This window comes from Phycisphaeraceae bacterium (assembly GCA_020851465.1).
Taxonomy (GTDB): domain Bacteria; phylum Planctomycetota; class Phycisphaerae; order Phycisphaerales; family Phycisphaeraceae; genus JADZCR01.
The window spans coordinates 23,793-50,476 of the sequence record JADZCR010000011.1 but is presented as its reverse complement, the minus strand read 5'-3'; the positions used below and the strand labels follow the sequence as shown (position 1 = coordinate 50,476).

Sequence of the window (26,684 nt, the reverse complement as noted above, 5' to 3'; positions counted from 1 at the left end):
GGCATCGAAACACTCTACGAGAAAGACGGTTCGCTCAATGCGCTGCGCGGCAAGACGGTGGCTGTGCTTGGATACGGCAGCCAGGGGCACGCCCATGCCCAGAACCTCCGCGACTCCGGCGTCAAAGTCATCGTCGCCAACAAGCCCGACTCCGCCAACGGTAAGCTGGCGATCGAGCACGGCTTCAAGCCCCTGAGCGTTGAGGATGCGGTCAAGCAGGCGGACCTCGTCATCTTCACGCTGCCCGACGAGGTTCAGCCGGAGGTTTATGAAAAGTCGGTCAAGCCCAACCTCCGCCCCGGCATGGCGCTGGGATGGACGCACGGCTTCAACGTCCACTTCAAGACCATCATCCCGCCGCAGGATGTGGATGTCATCATGGTTGCCCCCAAAGGCCCCGGTCACACGGTGCGCAGCGAGTTTGAGCGCGGCGGCGGCGTGCCCTGCCTGCTCTCGGTCCATCAGAACGCCACCGGTAAAGCACGCGATATCGCGCTGGCGTGGGCGATCGGCGTCGGCGGCGGGCGCTCAGGCATCCTCGTCTGCTCCTTCAAAGATGAATGCGAAACCGACCTCTTCGGCGAACAGGCAGTGCTCTGCGGCGGACTCTCCGCTCTCATCAAGGCCGGCTTTGAAACACTCATCGAGGCGGGCTATCCTCCGGAAATGGCCTACTTCGAGGTCGCGCACGAGTTGAAACTCATCATCAACCTCATCGAGCGCGGCGGCCTCAACTACATGCGCTACTCCATCAGCAACACCGCGGAGTTCGGCGATTACCACACCGGCCCGAAGATCATCACCCCCGAAACGCGACAGGTGATGAAGCAGATCCTCAAGGAGATCCAGGAAGGCAAGTTCGCCAAGACCTTCCGCGATGACTATGCCAAGGGCTTCCCGTGGTTCAAGGCCCAGCGTGCCAAGGACCACGATCACCCCGTCGAAGTCACGGGCAAGAAACTCCGGCGAATGATGCCCTGGCTCAAGCCGGTGGAGATGTGAACCGAAAACCTGAGCTGCTTATGAAAGGGCCTCCCTGTGAGGCCCTTTTTTATTGGGGAGCGTCTTGAGCGCGTTTCAAAATAAAACGACGGTATCAAACCAACACTCTTTGTTACTAGATTAGTTTTCGTCAAGACTTATTACATTTTTAGCTGTGAATGAGTTTTGACGTATGACCGACTGACTGTGATTTGAGTCGGCACGCACCTCAATCGATAACTCGTGGAAATACGCGACTTAAGAGCCAGATATAAAGCGGTTTTCCATTTCTGAAGTGCTGGCACACGTTTTGCAAAATCAAAAACTCAGGTCGTACAGGTGAAAACCAAAGAATCGGATTTGGTTTCACCTCATCACATCGCAGACGGGATCAAGAGGGAGGAGAAAGCATGTCACTTTCAGGTTTTGTCAAAGCAGCGGTCGGTATTGCAATGGTTGCTGGTCTGGCGTCGGTCGTACAGGCGGACATTGATGTCCCGCTGACGTTTGACAGCCTCGGCACCTCAGGCGTGGCGGCGGGTAATTCTTCCTACGCGATCACGAACGGCAGCGGTAATGTTGAACTCTACAACGAGACGGGGTCCGGCTTTGCCTGGGCACGCTACAACCTCAGCACGCCTCAGCCTCTGGGTGACATCACGGGGCTGACCTACACCATCCGGGTGCTCGACGGCGGTTTCCCCTACGGAAATTACATCGCCAATCCGATTCTCGTCATTGATGCGGATAACGACAGCAATCACACCGCCAATCCTCCCGTCTGGATTGATTCTCTCAACCCGGCGGATCTGGGTGGCGATGCGATTTATTCCAGCGACGCGATGTATTCGGGTCTCGGATCGACGCCGGAAGCCTCGCTCCACACCATGTCCCTCATCGGCCCCGGCAGCATCATTGATACGGGCGGCGGGTGGTATCACTCGAATGCGACCCAGAACGGACTCAACTTTTCTGACTACTACCCCTGGAGCAGTGTGCTGGGCGCCGGCCACCTGCCGCATGACGGCATTGATGCCAGCGATCTGGTCTATGCCGTGTACATCGTTGACGGCGGAAGTGCCGCATTCGTGGATCACAAGATCGAGATCAGCAACGTGGCCTTGAGTGTTCCTGAGCCGGCGAGCCTGGTATTGCTCTGCCTGGGCAGCGTGTTGATTTTCAAGCGTCACCGCGTCGCCTGAGCCGTCGTCTGTAACACAGAAATCCTCCTCCTACGCCCGGTGTATTCGCGCACCGGGTTTTTCTTTTGTTTTCCGTGAAGGATGCCGCACTCGGCAGGTACGGGCGGCAGCAGTCGTCGCACGGCTTTTGTCTCTGATCCGGCGTACTGCTACGATCCGAGACTCGGCGGATGACGCTGCTTTTTTGAAGTGCAGGAATATCAATGGCCCACGCCAATCATCAGAAATCCGAGCTGATCAATCCCGACGGCTCACCGCGGTTTACCAATGCACTGGCGCGGGAAACCAGTCCGTACCTGCTCCAGCACGCGCATAATCCCGTGGAGTGGCATCCGTGGGGGCCGGATGCGTTTGCGTTGGCGCGCCGACAGCAGAAACCCATCTTTCTCTCGATCGGTTACTCGACGTGCTACTGGTGTCACGTCATGGAGAGGCAGGTATTCGAGAACATCGCCATCGGCTCGCTGATGAACGAGAAGTTCATCAACATCAAGGTTGATCGTGAGGAGCGGCCTGATGTGGACGACATTTACATGCTGGCGGTGCAGGTGATGACGGGTCACGGCGGCTGGCCGATGAGTGTGTTTCTGACTCCGCCTGGCGCGGGAGGCGAGGCGGATCACGGGCTTAAGCCGTTCTATGCGGGCACATATTTTCCGCCGGAGCCGATGCACGGCCGTCCGGGATTTCCTCAGATCATCGAGGCGTTGGACGAGGCGTGGAGTGATCGCCGCCCTGAGGTGATCCAGCAGGCCGAGCAGATCGCCGCGACGGTTTCGGAGCATCTGGGCCGGCTCGATCCGGCGGGCACGCTGGACATCGACCTGATTTCGACGGCCGCCAACCGGCTGCTGCGAACTTATGACGACCAGAACGGCGGCTTTGGTGACGCGCCCAAATTCCCCACACCCAGCAACCTGCTCTTTCTGCTGGAGGTCTATCGAAACAGATCCAATATCGATTTGTGGAACGTGCTGGCCAACACGCTCGACCGCATGGCGCGCGGCGGGCTGTATGACCAGATCGGCGGCGGATTCCACCGCTACTCGACCGATGCCAAGTGGCTCGTGCCTCACTTCGAAAAAATGCTCTACGACAACGGCCAACTCGTCGAGGTCTATCTGACCGCACAGTCGATCAAGCCCGACGAGGCAGAGCCGACGCTCTATCCGCGGATCATCCGGCAGACGTGCGATTACATCCTGCGCGAAATGACCGATGCCACCGGCGCGTTCTGGTCGGCGCAGGATGCGGAGGTCGATGCGCTCGAAGGCGGCAACTACCTCTGGCGGCTGGCGGAGTTCACCAAGGTGATCGGCGATGAAAAACTCGCAAAGCTGGCAGCGCGGATGTACGGCCTCGACCAGGGGACAAACTTCCAGGACCCGCATCACCCGGAGCAGCCGGCGGGGAACGTGCTCCACCTGCCCGTGCGGCTCAACGAGCTGGCGGCTGAGCAGGGCATCTCGCTGGCGGACTTGCTGGAGTCCAAGCGACGAATTGACAACCTGTTGCTGACGACACGTGATCGACGCAAGCAGCCGGGCACGGATGACAAGGTGCTCGTCTCGTGGAACGGCATGATGATCGCTGCCCTGGCGCGGGCAGGAAACGAACTGGGTGAGGCGAAATACACGCAGGCGGCAGCCCGCGCAGCGCAGGCGATCCTCGACCGGATGCGCGATGGGGAAGGCGGCCTGCTGCGCTCCATGCGCAAGGGCAGTGCAAGAATCCCGGCTTTTCTGGATGACTATGCGTTTTTCATTCACGGACTGATCGAGCTGCACCGCGCCAGCGGCGAGGCGCGGTGGATCGAGACGGCGCGGTCACTCGTGGAGCAGGCGACCAGACGGTTCGCTGCTGCGACGGGGGGATATTTCGACACGCTGGCGGGGCAGGCTGATCTTTTCGTGCGGACACGCTCGACCTACGACGGCGCGATCCCCAGCGGTAACAGCCAGATGATTCACAACCTGATCGATCTTTATGAGCAGACGCGACAAAGCGAGCTGCTCGACCGGGCGATCGTCGATCTCGAATCTTTCGCTGACGCGATGCGGCGCAACGGGCAGGGCATGGCGCGCATGCAGCAGGCGTTGCTCCGCGTGATGACGCTGGCTCCGACTAAATTCAGCGCAGCGGTGATGCAGCCGACGCAGGAATCGAATAAGCGGCGCGTCGTATCGCTGGAGGTGGAGGGCGAGCGCGTCGCACTGGGGCGTGTCGGTGCGACGGGCCGGGTGACGCTCACGCTGCGGATCGGCCCGGATTATCACCTCAACGCCAACGTCCCCGGACAGGACGACCTGATCCCCACGAAGCTGGAGCTGCGTGACGCCCCCGGCGTGGAGCTGACGGTGGACTATCCCCAGGGCGTAACTCGGCGTTATCCCTTCGCGGACCGCGATGTGATTGTTTACGCCGGAGATGTGCGGATCATCGCCACGCTGACGCGCAGGGAGGCAGCCGCTTCGCTGAGCGGACGGAAGCCGGCTCTGGTCCTGAGCTATCAGGTTTGCACGGAAATGAGCTGTCTGGAACCGCGCACGGTCGAGGTGCCCTTGAAGATCGAATAGTCGAAACGCGCCGGTCGCGGCGGGGCGGAGCGGTAAAAATCGCGGAAATTCCCTGAAATAGTCCGGTTGGGGCCTGCATCTTCACAGGATAGAATGATTGCGATGGGAGAGGAGTTCGACAACACGACCGCAGCGGCGGGGCGGCGCGATCAGACCCGCTGTGTCGTGCTGGTTGGTCGGTTGAACCGAACCCCCGATGTCCTCCTCGACGGACTGGAAAAACGCGGCGCGTCTGTCCGTGTCGTCAACGATCCGCCCAGCGCGATGGTCGAGATGGCACGCGGCGCACGAGTCATCGTCGTCAGCGAGCCTCATACCGTTCGCCGTTTACCCGAACTGATGGCGGCGATCCGTCGCTATTACCCCCGCGCCAAGTGCTGGTGCTTTGATCCCAACGCGGTCGGCGCACCGGCTCTGCGACCCATCGATCGCGCCAACGTCAAAACCAAATCCGCTGTCGAGAGCATCCTGCCTCCCACGGCACCGGCACCGACAGCGACCCTGCCTCCCGCCGCCCCGCGCCGAACGACGCCCACCGCGACCACACGCGGGAACGGCTCAGGTCTGCTGCTCATCAAGCCGCCCGAAGAGGAGCCGCTGATTACTCCTGACGAACTGGCGATGCTGCTTGAACCGCTGCCCGATTCGCCGATGCCGCGTATCTTCAACGACCGTGATGCGGAGGCGGAACGATGAGCACACATCCGGCAGCCAATGCGTCGTCCGCCGCTTCGCCGCGCGATCTCGATCCGATCAACACGATGATGCGGCCTCGACCGGCGGCACTGGTGGTCGGCGAGGAATCGCTCGAGCGCACCGTCCGCGACATCTTCAACGAGGCGGAGCTGCCCATCGCCGTCGAACGGGTCGAGGACTACCTCATGGCTCTGGGCAAGCTCGGCTGGGAGACGCCGCGCGTGCTCATCGGCCGGGCGCGCGAGCTGGATGAAAGCCTGCTGGTGACGACCGCAGCTCTGCGCCGTCTCGCCCCGCGTACCCGGCTGCTGCTGGTGGTCCGACCCGATGAGGAACCGCTGGCGACCCGCGCGGTTGAAGCGGGCTTTGACGACTACGTGATCGAACCGATCAACCCCGATGAGTTGATGGAAGCCATCGGCGACTCGCTGACCGTTCGCACGCGCGAGCCGGAGCAGGAGACCGCCGGACAACGGGCGGATGCCGCGCCTGCTGCGCCGGTGTCGCCCGCTGCTCCGCCGCGAACCGGGGCCGGCTCAACCGCGACGGTCTCAGCCGTCAACGATGAGTGGGGCGTGACGGAGTTTGCCTTCGCCAGTCCGGAGGCGACAGCGGGTCTGGTGACGCCTTCCGCCGTTCCGCCGCCCGCGCCGCCGTCAGCCGCGTCCCTGCGATCGACAGCCGTACCCACGCCGGGACACGAATTGGGTGATGTCGATCTGCTTCAGCAGTTGCTCGCCGATCCGCGGCAGTTCCGCCCGTTGATCCTGCGTCTGCTCACCGCTCAGAGCGGCCTGGCGCAGGTCGGCCTGATGACAGCGCAGGAGACTCCGCCCGCCGGTCACGTCGCCGTGCCGGTCGAATATCGAAATATCAAGCTCGGCATCCTGCACGCTGCTCCGCCGACCTCGCGCGACGAGCTGGTGCCTTGGGCGTCGTGGCTGAGTTACTGGATAGCACTGGAGCGCAAGCTCACCGACCTGTCCGACATCGCCTACAAGGACGAACTGACCGGCGTGTGGAATCGGCGGTACTTCAACCGGTTCTTCGAGCAGGTGATGACCAGAGCGGTCAAGGAACGCTTCCGTGTGACGCTGCTGGTTTTCGACATCGACGATTTCAAAACCTACAACGACCGCTACGGTCACGCCGCCGGCGATGACATCCTCCGTGAGACGGCGAAGCTCATGCAATCAGTCGTGCGGACGCACGATGTGGTCGCACGGATCGGCGGTGATGAGTTCGCGGTCATCTTCTGGGATGCCGAAGGACCGCGCCAGCCCAATAGCCAGCACCCCCAGAGCGTGCTCAGCGCGGCGCAGCGGTTCCAGCGCGCGATCTGCGAGCACCGCTTCCCCAAGCTGCTCCATCAGGCGCCGGGCACGCTGACCATCTCCGGCGGGCTGGCGGGGTATCCGTGGGACGGCAGAACCACGCAGGAGCTTCACGAGCTTGCGGATTCCCGCGCGATGGAGTCCAAGCGCGACGGGAAAAACGCGATCAAGTTCGGCCCCGGCGCAGAGCAGACCTGCAAATATCTGCCCGGCTGAAGCGGTCGTTCGAGGTCATTTCGTCAGGGAAATCACCGCGATTTCACCCGCCGGGATACTCAAACGCAGCAGTCGTGCGTCGCCGTCCTTCTCCAATGTCAGGTCGTCCGGCTGAGTATGTTCCTTCGCCGTCTTGACATCTTCGCGTGTGCGGATGAGGACGTTCGCCACCTTTGTGCGGTCCACACGGGCGATGCCGTTCTGCGTCTTGTCGATGCCCTCGTTGTTGTAAAGCGAGACGAGGTAGCCGCTCTTGGTGCGGTTGATGCTGAACATGACGCGGCCATCGGAGGGATCGCCGTCGGGCGTCAGCACCTCGACAGGCATCAGCCCGCTGGTGAGGGTGCGCATCAGGTAGGGCAGCGCGGGATGGGCCCGCTCGTCCATGCCGATCATGTGCGGCACGAGCGTGACGATGATCGCGCCCTTTCCGACCTTTTGACGCACCGCGATGGGTGTCTGGGCGTCGGCCCAGATGATCGGCTTGGCGCCGTGGAGTTCCACGTTTTCCACTTCAAAGGGAGTGGCTTCGAGGGATTCCTTCCCATCGGGGGACCAGGCGGTGAAGGTCGCACGGCTGCCGAGCAGCGTCAGGCCGTAGTCATCCATCTTGACCTTGCCGTTGGCATCACGTCGCAGCGTAGAGGCGTTGACCACCAGCGTTGCGCCGTTTTTTACATGGTCGAGCACCGCTTTACCCGTCGCGCCGGTCAGGTCTGCGTCACCCGCAGCGATGACGATCGGGTAGTTCTTGAGCGCATCCAGGCGGTTCGGCCGATCGACGAGGATGTCGAAGATGTCGCCGAACACGCTTGGCTGGAGGCTTTGCTTTTCCGGCGTGATCGGTGCGCTGGCGCGGATCGGTGCGGGGAACCAGAGCACGCTGAAGAGTTCGCGCAGCTCCAGGTCGTTGGTGCCTTGGGTGTAAACATCGAAGGCTTTGCAGGTGTTGCTCACGCGCTCATAGCCGTGGCCGTAGGAGAGCAGCACTGCCACCGGCGTGTAAGGCTCGCCGCGGTCACCGACTCGCGTGACGAAATCCTGAAAATCCTCTGTCGCCCGACCGAGGGGCGAAAGCTGAACCGGATGCTCGCCCGGTCCCGGCTTGATCCACTGGTTGTGCAAGCCCTGCTCCCAGTAGATCGCCGAGGCGCCGCCCATGAAGTTGAGGTAATAAAGTTTGCGATACCAGCCGATGTCCACGCCGTCGGTGATGGCGTACCGCGAGTGAAACCATGACGGTGCCCCGCGCGGCACGGCGGGGTTCTGCGAGAAATAGTTGCACGAATCGCCAAAGTTTCCGCTGGCGTAGTTGATCCAGTTCTTGCCGTACTGTCGCGCCGCCCCGCGCATGAAGGCGACGCGCTGGTTGGCGTTGTCGTTGGTTCCATCTATCTCATACGCGCAGATCTGCCGGCCGCTTTCCAGCATCGCGTGCGCCAGGGCGATGGTGTCGCAGGACATGCAGGCGATGCCCTTGTCCCAGTGATCCACCGGAACCGGCGTCTTGTAAAACTTGCTCCACTCCGCCTCCTGCTGCTTTTTCAGGTCGGCGATGAAGGCATCAATGAATTGCTTCCGCGTCTTGCCCTGCAGTGAAATCCCCGACGGATACACCGTCAGCGTGCCTGTCGCCTCACCGTGGATGTAGCCGAGGAACTGATCCTTGAACACCCCGGTGAGAGCCTGATAAGTCGCCGGTCCGGTCTGGTCCGTGTATTGAGGATTCGCGTAGTTGGTCATGATGTAGAAAGGAGCTTTGGTCCTTTCCAGGAACGTGCGGATCGGTGAGCCGGGCGAGAGGTCGGGAGTCACACCCAGATACAGACCAGGGAAATATCCCGGCCAGTTCACCAGCGGAGTCTTCTGCTTGTCGGGGAACTGCTTGGGAAATAGTGCGGTCAGGTCTCTGGGAATCGCCGCGTCGTAGTAGTAGTCGAGCAGGCTCTGCTGAGCGAGATTCGGCGAAGCCTTGGCGTCCGATGCGCCGGTGACCCACATCGAGAAATCACGGCCGCCGAGGGCGGGACGCTTCCACGAGTCGCCCGCCTTGCTCATCTGCCCGCGCCACGCTTTCCCGTCGCCGGGATGAATGCGGTACGCGCTGAAGTAATTGAAAGGCGGCTTCTCACGCACCTGCGGAACGTAGTCGAGATCGTCGGTAATCAACACCGCGTCAACCTGACGAAACGCCTGTCCAGCCTTGTCCACCACGACTTTCAGCGTCGCAGGACCGGCATCGAGTTGGCCGTCCACCGATCCCCAGCCGAACGAAAATCCCCAATACAGCTGATACTCGTCGTTCCGCGGAACAATCGGCTTGACGCCCAGCTCACCGGCAACCGTCTTGCCGCTCTGCTCGACACGGATCGTGAACGGCTCGGTCAAGTCGCGGTGGTCGTAATAGCGAACCCATACGCGGTACTTACCCGCACGCGGAATGGTGATATTGCGCTGCGCGGTGGCGGAGGTCTCCGCAGCAGGCACACCCATCGAGTTCCATTCGCTCTCGCCGCCTTGCGAAAACTCCGCCGCGATGCCCGGCCCGGCGATGCCCCACGAACCCTTGGGCTTCGAGGAGTCGAATCCCGACCAGTAACCAAAGTTGCCGGAAACGCCTTCAAACCATTCCGGTTCGTACCAGAGATAAACGGGCAGAGCCGCCTGAGCGGCCGTTGTGAACGCGATCGTCAATACCAAAGCGATGGTGGCCGGAATCCGCATGAGAGCATCTCCTGAATCGAGTGGTGTCGAGATTCTAGCGGAAGAAGGCGAAGATTCGTACCGCGATGTTTGCTCGCAGCCCCGACACCCGCCACAATCGTCGCATGGCCCACGCGATGATCGGTATCGGCAGCAACGTCGGCGACCGTGCTGCGCACATCGAGATCGCACGGCAAGGGCTGGCTCGACTGCCGCGGACGGAGCTTCTCGCCTTCAGCAGGGTTTACGCAACCGCACCCGTAAGTCATGTGCCCCAAGGCGAGTTTCTCAATGCTGCCGCCTTGCTGGAGACCGCGCTGGATCCGCATGATTTGTTGACGAAACTGCTGGAAATCGAGCGTCAGACAGGTCGGCAGCCGCCGGGACACCGCATTAAATGGGGGCCGCGCACGCTGGATATGGATGTGCTGCTCTACGACGATCGGGTGATCGACACGGGTGACCTGCGCGTCCCTCATCCCGCGATGCACGAACGCTGGTTCGTGCTCCGACCGCTCGCGGATGTCGCGCCTGATGCGGTCCATCCGGTGCTGAAAAAAACAGTTCGGGAGTTATTAGAAAAGGTGGAGGCGCCGGAGTGAGGTTTCGCGGCGAGCGGGTGAAGGCGTAAAGCGAGCCGCGTGAAATGAGTCGCGCTATTCACGGCCCCGGCTCGCAAACGAGGACAGCGGCTAAAATCAACGCTGTGGCTACCTTGTTGATTAACGAGATTTTCCATTCGATCCAGGGTGAAAGCACCTGGGCGGGGTTGCCCTGCGTCTTTGTACGGCTCACCGGCTGCCACCTGCGCTGTCACTATTGCGATACCGAGTATGCCTTTCACGAAGGCAGGCGATACGAAATCGACGAGGTGCTGGCGCAAGTGCGCCGCATGGCGGGGAACGGCCGGTTGGTGGAAATCACCGGCGGTGAGCCGCTCCTCCAGCCGAATGTTCACGAGCTGATGCGACGACTGGCCGACGAGGGCTTTACCGTGCTGATCGAGACCAGCGGTGCCAGCGACATTTCACGCTGCGATCCGCGCGTGATTCGCATCATGGATCTCAAAACGCCTGGCAGCGGCGAGGCGCAGCGGAACCTCTGGTCCAACATCGATCACCTCACGCATCGTGACGAGGTGAAGTTTGTCCTCTGCTCGCGCGAGGATTACCAGTGGGCACGCCAGGTCATCGCCAAATACCAATTATCGGAGCGCGTCCATGCCGTCCTGATGAGTGCGGCTGCGCCGATGAAGCCGGGGCTGGAGATCGCGGGAGTCGATGGCCTGTCGCTGCGCGAGTTGGCGGAATGGGTGCTGGCGGACGGCCTGCCCGTTCGCTTGCAGACGCAGTTGCACAAGCTCATCTGGGATCCGATGACCAGAGGCGTGTAAACTCAAGAGACATGCGCATTGCACTATCCAAGACGTTTGACTTCGAGGCGGCACACTGGCTGCCGACTTTTCCCCAAGGCCACAAGTGCCGACGGATGCACGGCCACTCGTTTCACATCGACGTGGTGATCGAGGGCGAAGTGTCTCCGGAGAAGGGCTATCTCCAGGACTTCGGCGAGATCAAGGCGGCTATCGCGCCGATTCAGCAGCAGCTCGATCATTACGTGCTCAATGAGATCGAGGGGCTTGCCAACCCTACCGCGGAGGTGCTCGCCAGGTGGGTGTACGACCGATTGAAGCCGACGTTGCCTCTGCTGTCGATCGTCCGGGTGCATGAAACCTGCACATCGATGGCGGAGTATCGCGGACAGTAGCGGCGTCACCGGCGGCTTCAAACATGACGATTCAACTGGCTGTCCAACTCATTCTTTCCGCGCTGATCGTCCTGGGTGTGATTGTCTATATGTGGCGCATGCCGCAGGCGGGCGAGCGGTTTTTCGGCTGGGCGCCGTGGCTGGCGCTGGGCAGCGCGTGGGGCGGCGTGCTGGCGGTGACGGTGGCGGCCCTGCTGTGGGTGCTGCCCTGGCCGGATCGCTGGGTGTCGGTGTCGTTTCTGGTGCTCGACCCGCTGGCGATCGGCACCGGCGTGCTCGTGCTCTGGATTTATCGCGGACACGCGGGAAAGCTCCCGACGATCACCGCGCAAATACTCCAATCGCGCGTCGGCATCACGCTGGGACTGACGGCTGTGGTGATCGGCTACATCTATGTCATGACCCACAAGCAGATCGGCTCACCCGTAGGGGTTTAGCGCAGATCATCCTTCGCGTCGCGTTCGGCGGCTGCTTCGAGCGGTTGCAGGTCCGAGAGAACATCACCCGCGCGGATTTTCCGCAGCACTTCCTCCGCACCGACACGCCGATGCGCTTTGCGGCTGCCTTGCTGCGTGGCGAAGTGACGCATGAGATGCCAGGTCACATGGGCGTCGAAGGTCTGCCTGCGTGACACGTCGAAGTCGTCGATCGCCGTGCGCAGGACATCCTGACTCATTTCGAGAAGTTCCATGACAGCATTGGTGGAGCGGTCAGCCTGTCCGAGCAGATGCCGCCGGATCACCGACAGCACCAGACGCTGACTCGATAAAACCAGTCCGTCACGGATCAGGCGCGCCTGCGTCAGGGCTGCGTCGATCTGGTCCATCGCAGCGACGCGCGGCTCATGCCGATCAAGCGCGAGGCGCAGTTGATGAGCCTTGAACTTGAGATAGTTGTAGCGCACCAGTGAACGCCGCTGCCGATCAGCGGACCATTCGGGTTCGTCGAAAAGCGGTCGGAGTGATTCGGGCAGGTCATCGGTCGGCATCTTCGCGTCGGACTTCTGCTTGCCTTCACGAGGTTCGGGCGCGTGGAGAATGACCTGATCCGCATCATCGCGGGAAAAGGTCGGCGACATGACGTAGTTGATCTCAATGCGTCGGATGGCGGCGGCGCGGCGTTCCTGGATCACGCGGTGGATCGTCGCGCGGGTTCGCTTGAAGCGGGCAGCGATCAGGCGGTTGCGCACGCCCATGCGATGCGCCCGTGCGATCAGACGCTTCTGCTTGGTGGTCAGCGGACCGGTGCGGTTGATGAAAATAGCGTTCCGCGGGTTTTCCCGATCATGCTTTTCGAGCAGGGCGCGGATGGTCTCGATGGCGCGGCCGCTGCGTCTGGCCAGATGAGTGGCGACGCGGTTGAGCGTGAAGTCACCGGCCTCGGCGATCCGCCGGGCGCGAGCCAGCAGCCGGACTTTGTCGTCGTCGGAGAGGTAGGAATACTGCGCCGCCCGCGCGACTTTGACCTGATTTTCGGCGAGGAACCGATCCGCCGCCTCACGCGGAATCATCAGCCGTCGCTGGCCGGATTTCTGATCGATCACCCAGCGCCAGCGCAGGCCGGCCTGACGCCAGCGCGACACGGTTTTTTCGCTCACCCGTGCGCGAGCCGCCAGTTCTTTGGGTTCCTCGAAGGCTTCGTTTCCCTGGATGGGAATGTCCGTCGCCCGGCTCAGCGAATCGATGAGCAGACGCAGGTCGGGGAGGATCGCTTCACCCACCAGCAGCGAGTCGCTCTCGGTTTCGCTGCGATATCCGGTGATGCGGTAGCTGATGAACTCAAACGGATAAGCCACGGACGTATCGAGCTGATCGTGCAGTTTCTCAGCACGGCGAACCTGTTCGATGCGTTTGTCGGGCGGCGCAAAGAGAAGCTGCCGCGCCAGGTCGGCCAGTGGTTGGCAGTGGTAAGGTTGGGAGATTCGTCGCGCCACGGGTAGGTTCGGCAGAGCCGACGGAGTTGAGCGGAAAGAGACGCCGCATCGCTTCGGGCCACCTCAACCGTCGGAGTGGAGAACGAGCGGACGATTGGCGGGGATGACGCCGCACCGGGCCGCCAGTTCGCCGAAGCGTTCGATGGCCTGACATTCGCGCGGTCCGATGGCGTAGCGCAGCAACTCGCCCAGATAGCGGGTCGCTAGCTCGCGCGGCCAGTGGTGCGCCGCTGCGTGGCGATCGACGATCTGATCGATCCGCGCCGCATTGCGGATCCGTTGCTGGTCGAGTTGTTGAGGCAGGTCGCCGAGCTTTGCCCCGCGTCGCGCCAGCCAGACGGCAAAGACGAAAGGCAGACCGGTAAGCTCGCGCCACGCCTGCCCCAGATCGAGCTGATGCGGGTACTCGTCCTCGCTGGGGCAGTCCGCCACCACCTTGTCGCCGATGAGCAGCATCGCCTCGGGTGCGGTGACGAGCTTGTGTCCCGCCACGCGCTCGCGGGCGTGGTAGTCGATGAGCGTCGGCGTCAGGCCGTCCCGTTGGTGCAGCAGCACGCGCAGCAGCGCGACGCTGGTGTGGCTGTCGGTGTCAGCGTAAATGGCGGTGATTCGATCAATCGGCACGCGACTGAAAAGGCGAACCGTCAGGGTCGGCCCGTCGCAGCCGATCCCGCCGACGGGCACGATTTCCAGCGGCGTGGTGCTGCGGAAGTAGTCGATGACCGGACAAAGCGCGATGTCCACCTCGCCGGCCAGCAGGTCATCCAGCAGGCGGCTGGGTATGTCGAGCTTTACCAGCGCGCCGGGAATGCCGGGGTCTTTTTCCACGCCTTCGATGAGCGGTTTGGCGTTGAGATAACTCACGCAGCCGATGCGCCGGGTGACGACCGCGGGCGGGGAGGAGGTAAACGCATCAGGGCGGGTTGAACTCATGGGGGCATTATAGGTACGGACCCCGGAGATAGCCGCCTTGACCGAATCCGCATGCTCATCCATCATTCCCATCCGATATGTCTGAAGCCACCGATACACCGACTGCGCAGATCCTCGTCGTGGATGATGAGGTCGATCACGCCGAAGTGATGGCCGAGGTGCTGCGCCGTCAGGGCCACGTCTGCACAATCGTCCACAGCCTCACAGCCGCTCAGGAGGAATTGAGGCACGGCCAGTTCGATCTGATCGTCACCGACCTGCGCATGGAGGGTGAGGAGGACGGCCTGCAGGTGCTGGCGACGGCGCGGCAGTCGCAGGCCGGCGCGGAGACCATCCTCGTCACCGCACACGGCGGCGTGTCCACCTGCAAGGCTGCGCTCAAGCAGGGAGCCTACGACTTCATCGAAAAACCGCTCGATCTCGATGTCTTTCGCACGCTGACCCAGCACGCGATCCAGGCGGTCATGCTCCGGGCGCAGAACACGCACCTGCGAGAGCGGATCGATGAGACGTATGGATTCGAGGGCATCATCGGCTCCTCGCCCGCGATCCGCCGCCTCATCACGACGATGCGGCAAATCGCCCCATCAACCATCCCGGTGCTCATCACCGGCGAGTCGGGAACGGGTAAGGAACTCGTCGCCCAGGCGATCCATAACAACTCCAAGCGTGCCCGGCATCACTTCGTCGCGATCAACTGTGCCGGCCTGTCCGAGTCGATCCTTGAGGACGAGCTTTTCGGACACGTCAAAGGCGCATTCACCGGCGCTGACCGCGACCGGCAGGGACGGTTTGAGTACGCCAACGGCGGCACGCTTTTCCTCGATGAGGTCGGCGACATGCCCCCGCTCATGCAGGCCAAGCTCCTGCGCGTCCTCGAAAGCGGCGAAGTCGTCCGCCTCGGCTCGAATGAGCCGCGACACGTCGATGTGCGGCTGCTGTCGGCGACCAATCGCAACCTCGATGAGATGGTCAAACAACACCAGTTCCGCGAGGACCTCTATTTCCGCATCAAGGGTGTGAACCTCCACCTGCCCGCGCTGCGTGAACGGCGTGAGGACATCCCGGTGCTGGCGCGGCACTTCGTGCATAAGTTCGCGGCGCAGTTCGACCGGCCCGCCATCGACCTGACGGAAGAGACGCAGACCGCGCTGATGAGCTTTGACTGGCCGGGAAATGTGCGGCAGCTCATCAACGTGCTTCAGAATATGATCGCCATCGCCGATGGCGAACGGCTGGAATTGCGTCACCTGCCGCCGGAGATTCGCGGTGCCGATGGCGCCGGAGAGATCAGCGTCGGCGGCCCGCCCATGAGCCTCGATCAACTGGAAAAACAGGCGATCCGCGACGCCCTGCGCGTCAACAAGGGCAATCGTGAAGCCGCAGCGAAAATGCTCGGTATCGGCGAGCGGACGCTGTATCGGAAACTCAAAGAGTACGGATTGAAATAGTCATGGTTCTGCCCCGCATAGGCCACGGATTTGATCTGCACCGACTTGAGCCGGGATTGAAGCTCATCGTCGGCGGGGTTGATTTTCAGCACGACCGCGGCTGCGCTGCGCATTCCGATGGAGATGTCGTTTATCACGCTCTGACCGATGCACTGCTCGGCGCGCTGGGGCAGGATGACATCGGACAGCTCTTTCCCGACAACGATCCGAAGTGGAAGGGGGCCGATTCCCGTGTGTTTGTCGAGGAAGCGACCCGGCGCATGCGCACGGCTGGGTACACCGTCGGCAACCTCGACATCACCGTCATTCTCCAACGGCCGAAACTCAGCCCGCATAAGGCAGCCATCAAGGACAACATCGCCCAACTGCTGGGCTGCGAACCGGCGCGGGTGAACATCAAAGGCAAGACGCACGAAAACGTGGATGCGATCGGCGAGGGACGGGCCATCGCCTGTCATGCGGTGGTGCTGCTGGTCACAAAATCTCCGGTCAAGACCAGCCGCGTCAGAACGATCTCCACAGGCCGTGTCCCGCTCCGGGCCGGGCGTCGTATCCGGCGGAGCAGGTGACTCGATTTCCCGTCGTCATCGACGCCGATGCGCGCGGATGACACGATTTTTTTGATCCTCGCTAGAATCCTCGCATGTCCGACGATGCTCCGTTGCTTGCTTATCGACATCCGCCTGCCGTCGCGCTGTTTTGCATCCTCGCGGCTGTGGTTCTCGGCGCGGACCTGTGGCTCAAAGCGTGGGCGTTCGCCAATGTCGCCCCGCAGCCCGTCATCATCGACCCGGCGCAGATCCAACCCATCGACCATGAACCCGTGATCGTGGTGCCTTACCTGCTCAATCTGCACCTGACGACCAATGACGGTGCGGTGTTCGGCATGGGCAAGGGGCAGCGGTTCTTTTTCATCACCATGAGCTTGATTGCGATTGTCGTGATCGTGGTGATCTTTGCGCGCAGCTTCGCGCAGCAGCGGTGGCTGCATGTGTCGCTGGCGCTGATCCTCGCCGGCGCGCTGGGTAATCTCTATGACCGGGCCATCTACTCTCAGGTGCGCGACATGCTGCACCTGTTTCCGGGTGTGAACCTGCCCTTCGGCTGGGCCTGGCCGGGTCCCGGCGGGGGCAACCACGAGCTTTACCCGTGGATCTTCAACATCGCGGATGTGGCACTGGTCGTCGGGGTGCTGATGATGATGGTCAGCCTCTGGAAGCCTCGACCGAATAAAGCGACCTCGGATCAAGCCGAAGCGAAAACCGCCGACACAGCGGAGTAAGCGTCACGCCCTCTGCCTGTGAGGGTGCGTGCAGCAGGTGCTATTGCGTTTTTCGGCAGGTATCGACAAATCGCGCCAGCAGAGAGCTGTTAAACGGTCCGTCTCCGCCGCGCTCCGGGTGCCATTGCACGCCGACGTAGAACAGCCGCGTGGGATCATCCACCGCTTCGATCACGCCATCAGGCGCATGGGCGATGATGCGCAGCGAGCCGCTCGCCTCGACTGCCTGACGATGCCAGGAAACCACGGTCGGATCGCCCGCCTCCTGCGCGACGGCAGCCAGCACGCAGTCCGCTGCTTCGACTTTCACCGGGTGACGGTTGTTCTGCTGATGAGCCAGCGCCTGTTCGCCGAGCGTGTCAGCCAGTTGTTGATTCAACTGTCCCCCCGCGTGGAGGGACATGAACTGCATACCCAGGCAGATGCCCAGGGCGGGGATGCGACGATTTTTCGCTAGCTCATCGAGAAGCGCCAGCTCAAAGAGCTGTCGTTGTGACGCGACGGGTTTAGCCTTCGGGTGCATGCGCTGGCCGAACCGTTCCATACGTGCATCGGCTCCGCCGGTGAGGAGGAAGCCCGCGCAGAGGCGGAGGTAATCACCGATGAGCGTCACTTCCTGCGGGAGGATCAGCGGCAGGCCGCCGGCCAGGGTGATCGCGCGGCTATAGGCGACGGCTGACTCATAGTGACCCGACTCGATGCGGTTTTCCTTGTTGTCGCTGGTGATACCAATGAGCGGGCGGGTCATGGGTGAAGATTACAGGTTTTGTTTTCAGGAAAAGACTTGGCATCATGATACGGCAAGTCGTCATGTGTCGAGGTTTGTGGTGTTTTGCAAATAACCATTCCGGGGGTGTCATCATGTCCAATGGCGCCAAACGCTCGATCATTCGTTGGGTTCACATTCTTTCCGGCCTGCCGCTGGTCGGATTTATTTACGGCCCGCCGGCGGAAACCGAGCAGTACCGTTTCATGTTTCGGTTTGTCTTTGTGCCGCTGCTGCTCCTGACGGGATTCTGGATGTGGCAAGGTCCGAATGTCCGGCGACTGCTTTTGAAGTCGGAGTCCCAGACGGCTCGGTGAGTCGTCTCTGAGCCGCTCACTCGCGGCTGTGCGGCAGATGCTCGCGCCATTCGGAGATGCCAACCATGAACAACACAACCCCCAAGGTGGACGGCTACATCCGCAAAAACAAACAGTGGCAGGCGGAGCTGACAGCTCTGCGCCGGATCGCGCTTGAGAGCGGACTGACCGAAGACATCAAGTGGCGCACTCCCTGCTACACCGACCAGGGCCAGAACATCGTTCTCATCGGCTGCGGTAAGAACAACTGCGCGATGAGCTTCCTCAAGGGAGTCCTGCTCAAGGACACTCGCGGCATCCTCGTCGCGCCCGGTGCCAACACGCAATCCGCTCGCATGGCGAAATTCACCAGCGTCGAAGAGATCACCCGGCTCCGCCCCGTCCTCAAGGAACTGCTTGAGCAGGCCATCGCCGCAGAACGGGCGGGCTTGAAGGTGGAGTTCAAGAAGGAGTTTGATATTCCCGCGGAGCTTCAGGCCCGGTTTGATGAAAACGTCGAGTTGGAAACCGCGTTTACCTCGTTGACACCCGGCCGACAACGCGCGTACATCCTCTACATTTCCGCAGCCAAGCAATCCAAGACGCGAGCGTCACGGATTGAAAAACACATCCTGCGCATCCTCGAAGGCAAAGGCCTCGACGATTAACCGCGATGCAGCGCGGCGGGGTTGAAGCCGCCGGCTGCTAAACAGGTATCGCCGCAGAAGCTGCGGTCGGTACTCAATAGCGATACGAGTCGGGCTTGTAAGGGCCTTCGATCGGCACGCCGATGTATTCAGCCTGTTCCCTGGTGAGCTTGGTGAGTTTGACGCCGATCTGCTCCAGATGCAGCCGCGCGACTTTTTCATCAAGGTGCTTGGGCAGCACGTAAACCTGCTTTTCGTACTTGCTGCGATTCACCGCCAGCTCGATCTGGGCGAGCGTCTGGTTGGTGAAGCTGTTGCTCATGACAAAGCTCGGATGGCCGGTGGCGCAGCCGAGATTGAGCAGACGCCCCTCGGCGAGGATCAGCACGGAGTGAGCTTCCCGGCCGGGGGTGGCGGGGAAGACCCACTTGTCGTACTGCGGCTTGATGTTGATGCGTTTGATGCCTTTGACTTTCTTGAGGCCGGCCATGTCGATCTCGTTATCGAAGTGGCCGATGTTTCCGACGATCGCGCAATCCTTCATTCTGGACATGTGCGCGGTGGTGATGATGTTGAGGTTGCCGGTGGTGGTGATGAAGATGTCAGCGTAAGGGAGCGTCTCCTCGACGGTGAGCACTTCGTAGCCCTCCATCGCCGCCTGAAGCGCACAGATGGGGTCGATCTCGGTGACGATCACGCGGCAGCCCTGCCCCTTGAGGCTCTGGCAGCAGCCCTTGCCCACGTCGCCGTAGCCGCAGACGACGGCGACCTTGCCGGCGAGCATCACGTCGGTGGCGCGCATCAGGCCGTCCACGAGCGAGTGACGGCAGCCGTAGAGGTTGTCGAACTTACTCTTGGTCACGCTGTCGTTGACGTTGATGGCCGGAAAGAGCAACGTGCCTTTCTTCTGCATCTCGTAGAGCCGGTGGACGCCGGTGGTCGTTTCTTCGCTGACACCTTTGCAATCGGCGGCGACTTTTGTCCAGCGTTTAGGCGTTTCCTTGAGTGTTTTGGTCAGCAGCTTGAGGATGATCTGAAACTCCTCGTTTTCGGTGGAGTTGATGGCGGGGACTTTGCCGGCCTTTTCATACTCGACGCCTTTGTGGATCAGCAGCGTCGCATCGCCGCCGTCATCGACGATCTGGGTGGGGCCGTTGTTGTCACCGAAATCGAGGGCGCGTTCCGTACACCACCAATACTCGTCGAGCGTCTCGCCTTTCCAGGCAAAGACCGCGACCCCCGCGGGCTTTTGCACCGTGCCTCGCGGTCCGACGGCGATCGCCGCTGCCGCATGGTCCTGCGTGCTGAAAATGTTGCACGAGCACCAGCGGACTTCCGCGCCCAGCTCGACGAGCGTTTCGATCAGCACGGCTGTCTGGATCGTCATGTGCAGCGAGCCGGTGATGCGCTGTCCCTTGAGCGGCTGCGCTTTGGCGTACTCGCGGCGGACACTCATCAGGCCGGGCATCTCTTTTTCCGCCAGCTCGATCTCCTTGCGGCCCCAGTCAGCCAGCGACAGGTCGGCGACTTTGTATTCGAGGGCGGAGGCGGCGGGCCGGGACTGCTTGATCTTCGGGGCGCGGGTGGTGGTGGCGGTCATCGACGAGACTCCAGTAAAAGAAATTAAGGGTGAACAGGGTTATCGGCGCTCTTGCGGGCGACGGTGAGGAATAGTGCAGGGCCTCTGGCATCCGTTTCGGGAGGCAGAGGGCGGTGCTGGAGCGCGGTCATGCCCACGCCCTCGAGCAGACGTTGCAACGCTGCGGGATCAAAGCCCGGATGACGCTGCCCCATCTGGCGGCGAAAGTCATCGCGGTCATGCCGCAGCAGGTCCACGAGGATCAGCTTTCCGGCAGGTTTGAGGATTCGCGCCGCTTCGGCGAGCACACGCTGCGGGTCGGCGACGTAGGTCAGCACCAGCACCATCAGTGCTGCGTCACAGGTTTCCGAATCGACGGGTAACGCTTCGAGGTCGCCGCGACGCAGGTCCACGTTTTTCAGCGATTCGGCGCGACGACGGGCGGCCTTGAGCATCGCGGCGGATTGATCGACGCCGATGACGCTCCGGACATACGGAGCCAGCTCGACAGACAGCGCGCCGGTGCCGCAACCCAGGTCGGCGACGACCCATTCCTCGGAGAGCAGGCCCAGCAGAGCCGCCTGATTGAACGAGCGACCGTAGAGCGAGCCGCGCATCGCCTCCCACTCGGAAGCAGCACCGGCGAAAAAAGCCTGCGCATCATCATGCCGGGCGCGGAGCACCTGCTCCATGCGACGGCGGTCCTGTTCGACGGCCGGCCAGGCGGCGGTCTGCTCACGCGCCAGCAGCCAGAGTTTTCTTGCTGCCGGTTCAAGCTCATCAAGCGTCATGCGATAAAAATTGGCGGTGCCGTCGCGCCGGTTGGCGAGCCAGCCCTGACTGGAAAGCAGTTTGAGATGGCGGCTGACGGTTGACTGGGGCATCTGGAGTGCCTTGCAGAGTTCGACGACACCCAGCTCCTGCCGCTCCAGCAGTCGGAGCACGCGCAGCCGTGTCGGATCGGCGAGGCTGTCCATCCAGCCCACGATCGTCTGGGGTTGGGGGTCTGATTTAATCATCGCTCCATCCGGATATAAGGATAGATTATCGCCGCCCTGAAAGCAAACCTGTTGCCCCGGCCGTTCATGGCCGTTATTGTGCCCAACCTCGTATTTCTGACAGGATTGACGATGACAACGCAGGCGGCGACGAAACCCGTGGTGTTTGGTTCGGTGGGTCTGGGCGGTTACGCCCGCGGCATCAGCGACATGCTGCTGGACATCAGCCGGAGCGGTTCCGCACCCGCCGGCTCACCGGGAGTGAAATATGCAGCGGTCGCCGAGCCGGATCACAAGCTGCACGCCGAAGTGATCGCGACATTGCGCGGCGCGGGCGTGAAGGTGTTTGAGCGGTTTGAGGACGTGTTGGCGATCCCGGAGATCGAGGCGGTGTGGATTCCGCTGCCGATCGACCTGCACCGGCCGTTCACGGAAAAGGCACTGGCTGCGGGCAAAGCGGTCATGTGCGAAAAGCCGGTCGCAGGCAGCATCGACGACGCGGACGCGATGATCGCAGCACGGGACCGCGCCGGTAAGCCCGTGGGGATCGGTTACCAGGACGTTTACGAACCGACGACCGTACCCCTGAAGCGGCGCATCTTGGCGGGGGAGTTTGGCCGGATCACTCACGCGACCGTGCATGCCTGCTGGCCGCGTCACGATGTTTACTTCAGGCGTGCCGACTGGGCGGGGAAGTTCAAACGCCGCGGCGCTTGGGTCATGGACAGTCCCGCCAACAACGCGCTGGCGCACTACATCAACATCCCGCTGTTTCTCATGGGGCCGACGCTCGAGACTTCCGCGGTTCCCATCGCGGTCGAGGCGGAGCTTTACCGCACTAATCCGATCGAAAACTTCGACACCATCAGCATGAAAATCACGCTCGACTTGCCGGGAAATCCGACCTTGCTGGTGCTGTTCACCCATGCCTGCGAGCAGGGGATCAACCCGGAGATCGTGTTCCACGGCACGAGCGGAAAGATCGTCCGCACCGTGGAGCAGATCGCGTGCGAGACTTCCAAAGGCCGCGAGGTGATCGTGCGCCAGGGTGACGGGCGCGTGCCGGCCCTGCATCGACTCGCCAAAGCGGTGCGCGGGTTGAGTGACCCGGACACGATGATCGCGACGCTTGAATCGGCGCGTGCTCCGCTGGCAGCGGTGAACGGTGCGTCCGAAGCGACGGTGATCCACGACACCCCCGCAGCAGCGCGGCGCGTCGTGGATTATCACGACGGCAAACTGACCACGCTGCCGGGCATCGAGGCGGCTTTTGTCGCCTGTGTCGCCAAAAACCAGATGCTGCACGAGTCAGGCCTGGTCAGTTGGTCGAAACCGGCAGGGAAAAAAGACCTGCGCGGTTACCGGCACTTCGCCGGTCCCCGGCTGGCGTAAGCTGCCGCTGCCCGACCTGGTTTGCTCAACCCGGATGGTGCGGCACGGTGCGACTACAATGATTCCCTCGCCGCATCCGTGGCGTCCCACCACGCTTTGCCTCACCCATGAAGGCTCTCTCCGCCATTCTCGTGCTCCTGTTTTTCACGTTGACAGCCTGTGAAACGCGGGTGGTCAGTGATTCGTGGGACAGGTACCGCGCTCTGGCTGACAAGAGCAGGGCAACGCCAGCGACGCAATCGCCGTACGGTCCGGCCAGCTTCACCGAAGGATGGGCGATCCTGCTCGAGACTTTCGACGGCAGCAAACAGGACACCCGCGCGGCGCAACTCGTCAAGCGGCTCAGACATGATCTTTCCCTGCCCGATGTCTGGATTCGGCAAATCGACAACAAGACCAGCGTGATGCGCGGACACTACTTCGACGCTTCCGACGAAGCCGCCCGCAGCGACCTCAGACAGACTCGGATGCTCGTCCTTGACGGCACACGGCCGTACGAATCGGTCGAGCTGGTGCCCCTGAGCGAGTCGGCTCGCGGCGGTACGGGATCAATGGATCTGCGGCAATTCGCGGGCAAGGGGCTTTACACCCTTCAGGTCGCGGCCTTTGACGAAGCCTACGGCAAGGACTTCCGCAAAGCTGCGGAACGATATGCCGCTGAGCTTCGCGCCAAAGGCGATCAGGCTTTCTTCTATCACGGCAACTTCCTCTCGCTTGTGACCGTCGGCATCTTTAACGATGCGGATTTCACGGAGGTTGAAGTCGTGCAGCCGACCTCGCGAGGTCCGTCAAAGTTCAAACAGCGCGTTTACGGGCCGCGCATCGAATATCTCCAGAAAACCTATCCCGTCAATCTTTTCAACGGCTACACGGTCGTGGAGACTTCCCCCGACGGGTCAAAGCGGGAACAGCCGAGCTTCATGGTGCCTGCCGGTGCGCCGTGAGCAGCAGCTTGGAAAGATGCGACTGCATCACCAGGGACAAGGCGTTTTTCACTTCATCCGCTGTCGGCGTCCGCTGTCCGAGTAATCGCTGCAAACTCGTAACGGAGCTGCCGGCCAGCCCGCAGGGCACGATCGTGTCGAAATGCGAAAGGTCGGTGGTGATGTTGAGGGCCAGTCCGTGCATGGTCACCCCCTTGCGGATGCGCACACCCATGGCGCAGATTTTCGCCGCCTGCGTCCGGTTGGGTTGACTCACCCAGACTCCGGTGGCGCCGCTGACGGTGTGGCTGTCGATGCCGAATCGCGCGATGGTTTCCATCACGACCTGTTCGAGCAGGCGCATGTAACGAGAGAGTGAGAGGCCGAAGTCATCGAGCCGGATGATCGGGTAGGCGACAAGTTGTCCGGGGCCGTGATACGTGATGTCTCCGCCGCGGTCGGTCGGTTGGACCTCGATGCCCAGTGAAGCGAGCCGCTCCGACGAGGCGAGCAGATGTTGAGCCGACTCGCGCCGCTGACTGACGGTGATGACCGGGTCATGCTCGACGATCAGGAGGGTGTTGGGTTCACCCGCAAGGACGCCTTCGAGCGTTTTCCGTTGAAGATCGAGCGCCGGCGCGTAAGCCATGCGCCCAAGGTCGGTGATTTTGAGCGGCACAGTCATGCAGAGGATCAGACCTTCAACTGCGGGCGGTAGCCCAGCGATGCGCGGTATCGCTGGCGGATCGGTTCGATGACGTTTTTGATGAACTCATCCACCTGCTGCGGTGCCCGGCCGACAAATTGCGCGGGATCCATCACGAAGTCCAGATCAATTCCCCGGAAGGCAGGCTCATCGCGCAGACGGGAGAGCAGGTCGTTGTCCGCGCCTTGACTCTTGACCTGTGCTGCGGCGGCCTGGCTGTGCTTGCGGATCACTTCGTGCGCCTCCTGCCGATCCGCGCCGCGTTTCACGGCGGCCATCAGCAGATTTTCCGTGGCCATAAAGGGAAGCTCAGCCATGAGATTGCGCCGGATCATCGCCGGATAGACGACCAGCCCCTCGGTGATGTTGATCGCCAGGTCGAGGCATCCGTCAATCGCCAGGAACGGTTCGGGGATCGCCAGCCGACGATTGGCGGAGTCGTCGAGCGTGCGTTCGAGCCATTGCGTCGCTGCGGTGATGTATGGGCTGTCCGCCAGTGCGATGACGAAGCGCGCCAGGCCGGTCGCCCGCTCGCAGCGCATCGGGTTTCGTTTGTACGCCATCGCGGAGGAGCCGATCTGTTCTTCCTCGAAGGGTTCCTCGATTTCCTTGCGGTTAGCCAGCAGACGGAGGTCGTTGCACATCTTCGTCACTGCAGCCGCGGTCCCCGCCAGCGCGCTGATGATCTGTGCATCGACGAGGCGCGGGTAGGTCTGGCCGGTGACTTCATAGGCCGAGTCGAAGCCGAGCTTTTTGACGACGCGGCGTTCCAGCTCGATGACTTTGCCGTGATCGCCGGCGAACAGTTCGAGAAACGACGCCTGTGTGCCGGTCGTGCCCTTGATGCCGCGCAGCCGCAGCCGCGCGAGACGCTCCTCGATTTCTTCCAGCGACAGAGCCAGATCGTAGGCCCAGAGCGTAGCACGCTTGCCCACGGTGGTCGGCTGGGCGGGCTGGTAATGGGTGAAGCCCAGCGTCGGGCGGTCGCGGTGTTCCGCGGCGAAGCGTCCCAGCGCGTCGATCACATTCGCCAGCTTGCCCGCCACGATCTGCAAGGCATCGCGCAGCAGAATGATGTCGGCATTGTCCACGATGTCCTGACTGGTCGCGCCCAGGTGGATGATCGGTCGCGCCAGCGGTGCGGCCTCGCCGAGCGTATAGACGTGCGCCATCACATCGTGCCGCAGCCGTTTTTCGTGAGCGGCGGCGGCGGTAAAGTCGATGTCGTCCAGATGCTCCCTGATCTGCGCGACCTGCTGGGCGGTAACGGGCAGCCCAAGCTCGTGCTGAGTCTCCGCCAGGGCGAGCCAGATCCGCCGCCAGGTCGAAAATTTCCGTTGCGGTGACCAGACCTGCTGCATCTGCGGTGATGCGTTACGGCTGGCCAGCGGTGATTCGTAGCGGTCGGACTGACGGGGCGACGTGCTCATAGGTGGTTCGTAGTGGGCCGCCGGAGTAATCCCTGCACCCGTGGGGAGGACGTGCCCATTGACCCCCAGCGCAGGGTCCGTCATAGTAACAGGTTAGAAGGTCCGCGACGAGGGAGGAACCCCCGCGCTTTGAACCCGCACGACGCCTGCCGCCGGCATCGCGTCCGGCGCGATTTTTGGAATCTCAACGCATGCCGCCACCGGAAACTCCGGAAACCACGGCCATCGCGGAAAATCCCCACACGCTGCTCGCAGCGGTGCGGCGCGGTGACACAAGTGCGCTGGGACGGCTGCTCGAACTCAACCAGAAACGCATCTTCAACACCTGTCTGCGCATGGTCAGCAATCGTGACGACGCGGCTGAGGTCACGCAGGACACCATGCTCAAGGTCATCGAGCACATTCAGGATTTCAACGGTCAGAGCGAGTTTTCGACCTGGGTGACGCGGATCGCCATGAATCTGTCCATCTCGCTGTTGCGCCGACGCAAGCTCAGACAGGCGGGCAGTCTGGACGCGACGGGAAATCACGCAGCGAATAACGACGATCAGGCTGCCGCCCTCAAGCACGAATTGTCTGATAACCGGGAACTTTCCCCCGATGTGACCGTCCAACAGCGTGAGATGATCGCTCATTTGCATCTGGCACTGTCGAGGGTCGAGGAGGATTTCCGGGCTGTGCTGGTGCTCCGGGATATCGAGGAGATGGATTACCAGCAGATCGCTGACGTATTGGCCGTTCCTGTCGGGACGGTCAAGAGCAGGCTCTTCAGAGCGCGACTGGCGCTGCGGCACGAGGTGCTGCGTGTCTGTCCGCCGCCGACCAAGACAAACACGGCCGCGGACGCGACGGCAAGGACGGAAAGAACCTGAA

At 62.0% G+C, this 26,684-nt stretch carries 25 protein-coding genes; 17 read left to right on the top strand and 8 right to left on the bottom strand.

Features of this window, described 5'->3' with window-relative positions:
* Window positions 1–3: 3 nt before the first annotated feature.
* The 5 genes from ilvC to IT444_11660 all read left to right on the top strand — a co-directional run bounded on the left by ilvC (window position 4) and on the right by IT444_11660 (window position 7,005).
* The gene (gene ilvC, locus IT444_11680; protein ID MCC7193432.1) at window positions 4–1,002 is read left to right on the top strand and encodes a ketol-acid reductoisomerase; all 999 of its coding nucleotides are present in this window, start codon (window positions 4–6) and stop codon (window positions 1,000–1,002) included.
* A gap of 389 nt (window positions 1,003–1,391) precedes the next feature.
* On the top strand, window positions 1,392–2,183 hold the full coding sequence (locus IT444_11675; GenBank protein ID MCC7193431.1) for a PEP-CTERM sorting domain-containing protein: 792 nt from the start codon (window positions 1,392–1,394) through the stop codon (window positions 2,181–2,183).
* A 203-nt stretch (window positions 2,184–2,386) separates the two neighbouring features.
* The gene (locus IT444_11670) at window positions 2,387–4,759 is read left to right on the top strand and encodes a DUF255 domain-containing protein (GenBank protein ID MCC7193430.1); all 2,373 of its coding nucleotides are present in this window, start codon (window positions 2,387–2,389) and stop codon (window positions 4,757–4,759) included.
* Window positions 4,760–4,852: 93 nt separating this feature from the next.
* On the top strand, window positions 4,853–5,455 hold the full coding sequence (locus IT444_11665; protein MCC7193429.1) for a hypothetical protein: 603 nt from the start codon (window positions 4,853–4,855) through the stop codon (window positions 5,453–5,455).
* Window positions 5,452–7,005, top strand: a complete 1,554-nt coding sequence (locus tag IT444_11660) for a diguanylate cyclase (GenBank protein ID MCC7193428.1) — start codon at window positions 5,452–5,454, stop codon at window positions 7,003–7,005. Before IT444_11665 ends, IT444_11660 begins: the two co-directional genes overlap by 4 nt.
* Window positions 7,006–7,020: 15 nt before the next feature.
* On the opposite strand, the gene IT444_11655 is transcribed toward IT444_11660, so the two are convergent.
* Window positions 7,021–9,729, bottom strand: a complete 2,709-nt coding sequence (locus IT444_11655) for a hypothetical protein (protein MCC7193427.1) — start codon at window positions 9,727–9,729, stop codon at window positions 7,021–7,023.
* 65 nt (window positions 9,730–9,794) lie between these two features.
* Here IT444_11655 and folK point away from each other — a divergent pair, with 65 nt between their 5' ends.
* The 4 genes from folK to IT444_11635 all read left to right on the top strand — a co-directional run bounded on the left by folK (window position 9,795) and on the right by IT444_11635 (window position 11,912).
* The gene (gene folK / locus IT444_11650) at window positions 9,795–10,310 is read left to right on the top strand and encodes a 2-amino-4-hydroxy-6-hydroxymethyldihydropteridine diphosphokinase (GenBank protein ID MCC7193426.1); all 516 of its coding nucleotides are present in this window, start codon (window positions 9,795–9,797) and stop codon (window positions 10,308–10,310) included.
* Window positions 10,311–10,414: 104 nt separating this feature from the next.
* The gene (locus tag IT444_11645) at window positions 10,415–11,101 is read left to right on the top strand and encodes a radical SAM protein (protein MCC7193425.1); all 687 of its coding nucleotides are present in this window, start codon (window positions 10,415–10,417) and stop codon (window positions 11,099–11,101) included.
* Between the two features lie 11 nt (window positions 11,102–11,112).
* On the top strand, window positions 11,113–11,475 hold the full coding sequence (gene queD, locus IT444_11640; GenBank protein ID MCC7193424.1) for a 6-carboxytetrahydropterin synthase QueD: 363 nt from the start codon (window positions 11,113–11,115) through the stop codon (window positions 11,473–11,475).
* 23 nt (window positions 11,476–11,498) lie between these two features.
* Complete coding sequence (locus IT444_11635; protein ID MCC7193423.1) at window positions 11,499–11,912, top strand: hypothetical protein; 414 nt, start codon at window positions 11,499–11,501, stop codon at window positions 11,910–11,912.
* On the opposite strand, the gene IT444_11630 is transcribed toward IT444_11635, so the two are convergent.
* Together IT444_11630 and IT444_11625 are read right to left on the bottom strand one after the other, a co-directional pair.
* A complete protein-coding gene (locus tag IT444_11630; protein MCC7193422.1) occupies window positions 11,909–13,408 on the bottom strand; it encodes a hypothetical protein in 1,500 nt (499 codons plus the stop codon). The two genes, IT444_11635 and IT444_11630, sit on opposite strands and share 4 nt — an antisense overlap.
* A 63-nt stretch (window positions 13,409–13,471) precedes the next feature.
* Complete coding sequence (locus IT444_11625) at window positions 13,472–14,341, bottom strand: menaquinone biosynthesis protein (GenBank protein MCC7193421.1); 870 nt, start codon at window positions 14,339–14,341, stop codon at window positions 13,472–13,474.
* 77 nt (window positions 14,342–14,418) lie between these two features.
* Between IT444_11625 and IT444_11620 the strand changes: the two genes are divergently transcribed.
* The 3 genes from IT444_11620 (at window position 14,419) to IT444_11610 (ending at window position 17,074) form a co-directional block, all read left to right on the top strand.
* Window positions 14,419–15,792 carry a sigma-54-dependent Fis family transcriptional regulator gene (locus IT444_11620; GenBank protein MCC7193420.1) on the top strand — a complete coding sequence of 458 codons (1,374 nt, stop codon included), beginning with the start codon at window positions 14,419–14,421 and terminating at the stop codon, window positions 15,790–15,792.
* 2 nt (window positions 15,793–15,794) lie between these two features.
* Window positions 15,795–16,361, top strand: a complete 567-nt coding sequence (ispF, locus tag IT444_11615) for a 2-C-methyl-D-erythritol 2,4-cyclodiphosphate synthase (GenBank protein ID MCC7193419.1) — start codon at window positions 15,795–15,797, stop codon at window positions 16,359–16,361.
* Window positions 16,362–16,435: 74 nt separating this feature from the next.
* Window positions 16,436–17,074: a signal peptidase II gene (locus IT444_11610; protein ID MCC7193418.1), complete on the top strand. Its 639-nt coding sequence runs from the start codon at window positions 16,436–16,438 to the stop codon at window positions 17,072–17,074.
* A 40-nt stretch (window positions 17,075–17,114) separates the two neighbouring features.
* On the opposite strand, the gene IT444_11605 is transcribed toward IT444_11610, so the two are convergent.
* On the bottom strand, window positions 17,115–17,822 hold the full coding sequence (locus IT444_11605) for a gamma-glutamyl-gamma-aminobutyrate hydrolase family protein (protein ID MCC7193417.1): 708 nt from the start codon (window positions 17,820–17,822) through the stop codon (window positions 17,115–17,117).
* 113 nt (window positions 17,823–17,935) lie between these two features.
* On the opposite strand from IT444_11605, the gene IT444_11600 reads away from it, so the two are divergent.
* Entirely contained in the window at window positions 17,936–18,157 is a 222-nt protein-coding gene (locus tag IT444_11600) for a hypothetical protein (protein ID MCC7193416.1), read from the top strand.
* A 65-nt stretch (window positions 18,158–18,222) separates the two neighbouring features.
* The gene (locus tag IT444_11595; GenBank protein ID MCC7193415.1) at window positions 18,223–18,804 is read left to right on the top strand and encodes a YdeI/OmpD-associated family protein; all 582 of its coding nucleotides are present in this window, start codon (window positions 18,223–18,225) and stop codon (window positions 18,802–18,804) included.
* A gap of 73 nt (window positions 18,805–18,877) precedes the next feature.
* Here the strand turns inward: IT444_11595 and IT444_11590 are convergent, their stop codons facing one another.
* On the bottom strand, window positions 18,878–20,383 hold the full coding sequence (locus IT444_11590; protein MCC7193414.1) for an adenosylhomocysteinase: 1,506 nt from the start codon (window positions 20,381–20,383) through the stop codon (window positions 18,878–18,880).
* A 23-nt stretch (window positions 20,384–20,406) separates the two neighbouring features.
* The gene (locus IT444_11585; GenBank protein ID MCC7193413.1) at window positions 20,407–21,381 is read right to left on the bottom strand and encodes a metalloregulator ArsR/SmtB family transcription factor; all 975 of its coding nucleotides are present in this window, start codon (window positions 21,379–21,381) and stop codon (window positions 20,407–20,409) included.
* Window positions 21,382–21,492: 111 nt separating this feature from the next.
* Here IT444_11585 and IT444_11580 point away from each other — a divergent pair, with 111 nt between their 5' ends.
* Together IT444_11580 and IT444_11575 are read left to right on the top strand one after the other, a co-directional pair.
* On the top strand, window positions 21,493–22,752 hold the full coding sequence (locus IT444_11580; GenBank protein MCC7193412.1) for a Gfo/Idh/MocA family oxidoreductase: 1,260 nt from the start codon (window positions 21,493–21,495) through the stop codon (window positions 22,750–22,752).
* A gap of 107 nt (window positions 22,753–22,859) precedes the next feature.
* The gene (locus IT444_11575) at window positions 22,860–23,696 is read left to right on the top strand and encodes an SPOR domain-containing protein (GenBank protein MCC7193411.1); all 837 of its coding nucleotides are present in this window, start codon (window positions 22,860–22,862) and stop codon (window positions 23,694–23,696) included.
* On the opposite strand, the gene lipB is transcribed toward IT444_11575, so the two are convergent.
* Entirely contained in the window at window positions 23,671–24,360 is a 690-nt protein-coding gene (gene lipB / locus IT444_11570; protein MCC7193410.1) for a lipoyl(octanoyl) transferase LipB, read from the bottom strand. The genes IT444_11575 and lipB overlap by 26 nt on opposite strands.
* An 8-nt stretch (window positions 24,361–24,368) precedes the next feature.
* Complete coding sequence (locus IT444_11565) at window positions 24,369–25,811, bottom strand: adenylosuccinate lyase (GenBank protein MCC7193409.1); 1,443 nt, start codon at window positions 25,809–25,811, stop codon at window positions 24,369–24,371.
* A 191-nt stretch (window positions 25,812–26,002) separates the two neighbouring features.
* Here IT444_11565 and IT444_11560 point away from each other — a divergent pair, with 191 nt between their 5' ends.
* Window positions 26,003–26,683 (top strand): sigma-70 family RNA polymerase sigma factor, encoded by a 681-nt coding sequence (locus tag IT444_11560; protein ID MCC7193408.1) that lies wholly within the window; start codon window positions 26,003–26,005, stop codon window positions 26,681–26,683.
* The last annotated feature ends 1 nt before the right edge of the window (window position 26,684 follow it).

Coding starts and splice junctions, on each gene's coding strand:
- IT444_11610 (MCC7193418.1), top strand. CDS start 16,436: ATGTCCGACGATGCTCCGTTGCTTGCTTATCGACATCCGCCTGCCGTC.
- IT444_11675 (MCC7193431.1), top strand. CDS start 1,392: ATGTCACTTTCAGGTTTTGTCAAAGCAGCGGTCGGTATTGCAATGGTT.
- IT444_11670 (MCC7193430.1), top strand. CDS start 2,387: ATGGCCCACGCCAATCATCAGAAATCCGAGCTGATCAATCCCGACGGC.
- IT444_11665 (MCC7193429.1), top strand. CDS start 4,853: ATGATTGCGATGGGAGAGGAGTTCGACAACACGACCGCAGCGGCGGGG.
- IT444_11600 (MCC7193416.1), top strand. CDS start 17,936: ATGTCCAATGGCGCCAAACGCTCGATCATTCGTTGGGTTCACATTCTT.
- IT444_11625 (MCC7193421.1), bottom strand. CDS start 14,341: ATGAGTTCAACCCGCCCTGATGCGTTTACCTCCTCCCCGCCCGCGGTC.
- IT444_11575 (MCC7193411.1), top strand. CDS start 22,860: ATGAAGGCTCTCTCCGCCATTCTCGTGCTCCTGTTTTTCACGTTGACA.
- IT444_11620 (MCC7193420.1), top strand. CDS start 14,419: ATGTCTGAAGCCACCGATACACCGACTGCGCAGATCCTCGTCGTGGAT.
- IT444_11635 (MCC7193423.1), top strand. CDS start 11,499: ATGACGATTCAACTGGCTGTCCAACTCATTCTTTCCGCGCTGATCGTC.
- IT444_11655 (MCC7193427.1), bottom strand. CDS start 9,729: ATGCGGATTCCGGCCACCATCGCTTTGGTATTGACGATCGCGTTCACA.
- IT444_11585 (MCC7193413.1), bottom strand. CDS start 21,381: ATGATTAAATCAGACCCCCAACCCCAGACGATCGTGGGCTGGATGGAC.
- IT444_11595 (MCC7193415.1), top strand. CDS start 18,223: ATGAACAACACAACCCCCAAGGTGGACGGCTACATCCGCAAAAACAAA.
- folK (MCC7193426.1), top strand. CDS start 9,795: ATGTTTGCTCGCAGCCCCGACACCCGCCACAATCGTCGCATGGCCCAC.
- IT444_11590 (MCC7193414.1), bottom strand. CDS start 20,383: ATGACCGCCACCACCACCCGCGCCCCGAAGATCAAGCAGTCCCGGCCC.
- queD (MCC7193424.1), top strand. CDS start 11,113: ATGCGCATTGCACTATCCAAGACGTTTGACTTCGAGGCGGCACACTGG.
- IT444_11660 (MCC7193428.1), top strand. CDS start 5,452: ATGAGCACACATCCGGCAGCCAATGCGTCGTCCGCCGCTTCGCCGCGC.
- lipB (MCC7193410.1), bottom strand. CDS start 24,360: ATGACTGTGCCGCTCAAAATCACCGACCTTGGGCGCATGGCTTACGCG.
- IT444_11560 (MCC7193408.1), top strand. CDS start 26,003: ATGCCGCCACCGGAAACTCCGGAAACCACGGCCATCGCGGAAAATCCC.
- ispF (MCC7193419.1), top strand. CDS start 15,795: ATGGTTCTGCCCCGCATAGGCCACGGATTTGATCTGCACCGACTTGAG.
- IT444_11565 (MCC7193409.1), bottom strand. CDS start 25,811: ATGAGCACGTCGCCCCGTCAGTCCGACCGCTACGAATCACCGCTGGCC.
- IT444_11605 (MCC7193417.1), bottom strand. CDS start 17,822: ATGACCCGCCCGCTCATTGGTATCACCAGCGACAACAAGGAAAACCGC.
- IT444_11580 (MCC7193412.1), top strand. CDS start 21,493: ATGACAACGCAGGCGGCGACGAAACCCGTGGTGTTTGGTTCGGTGGGT.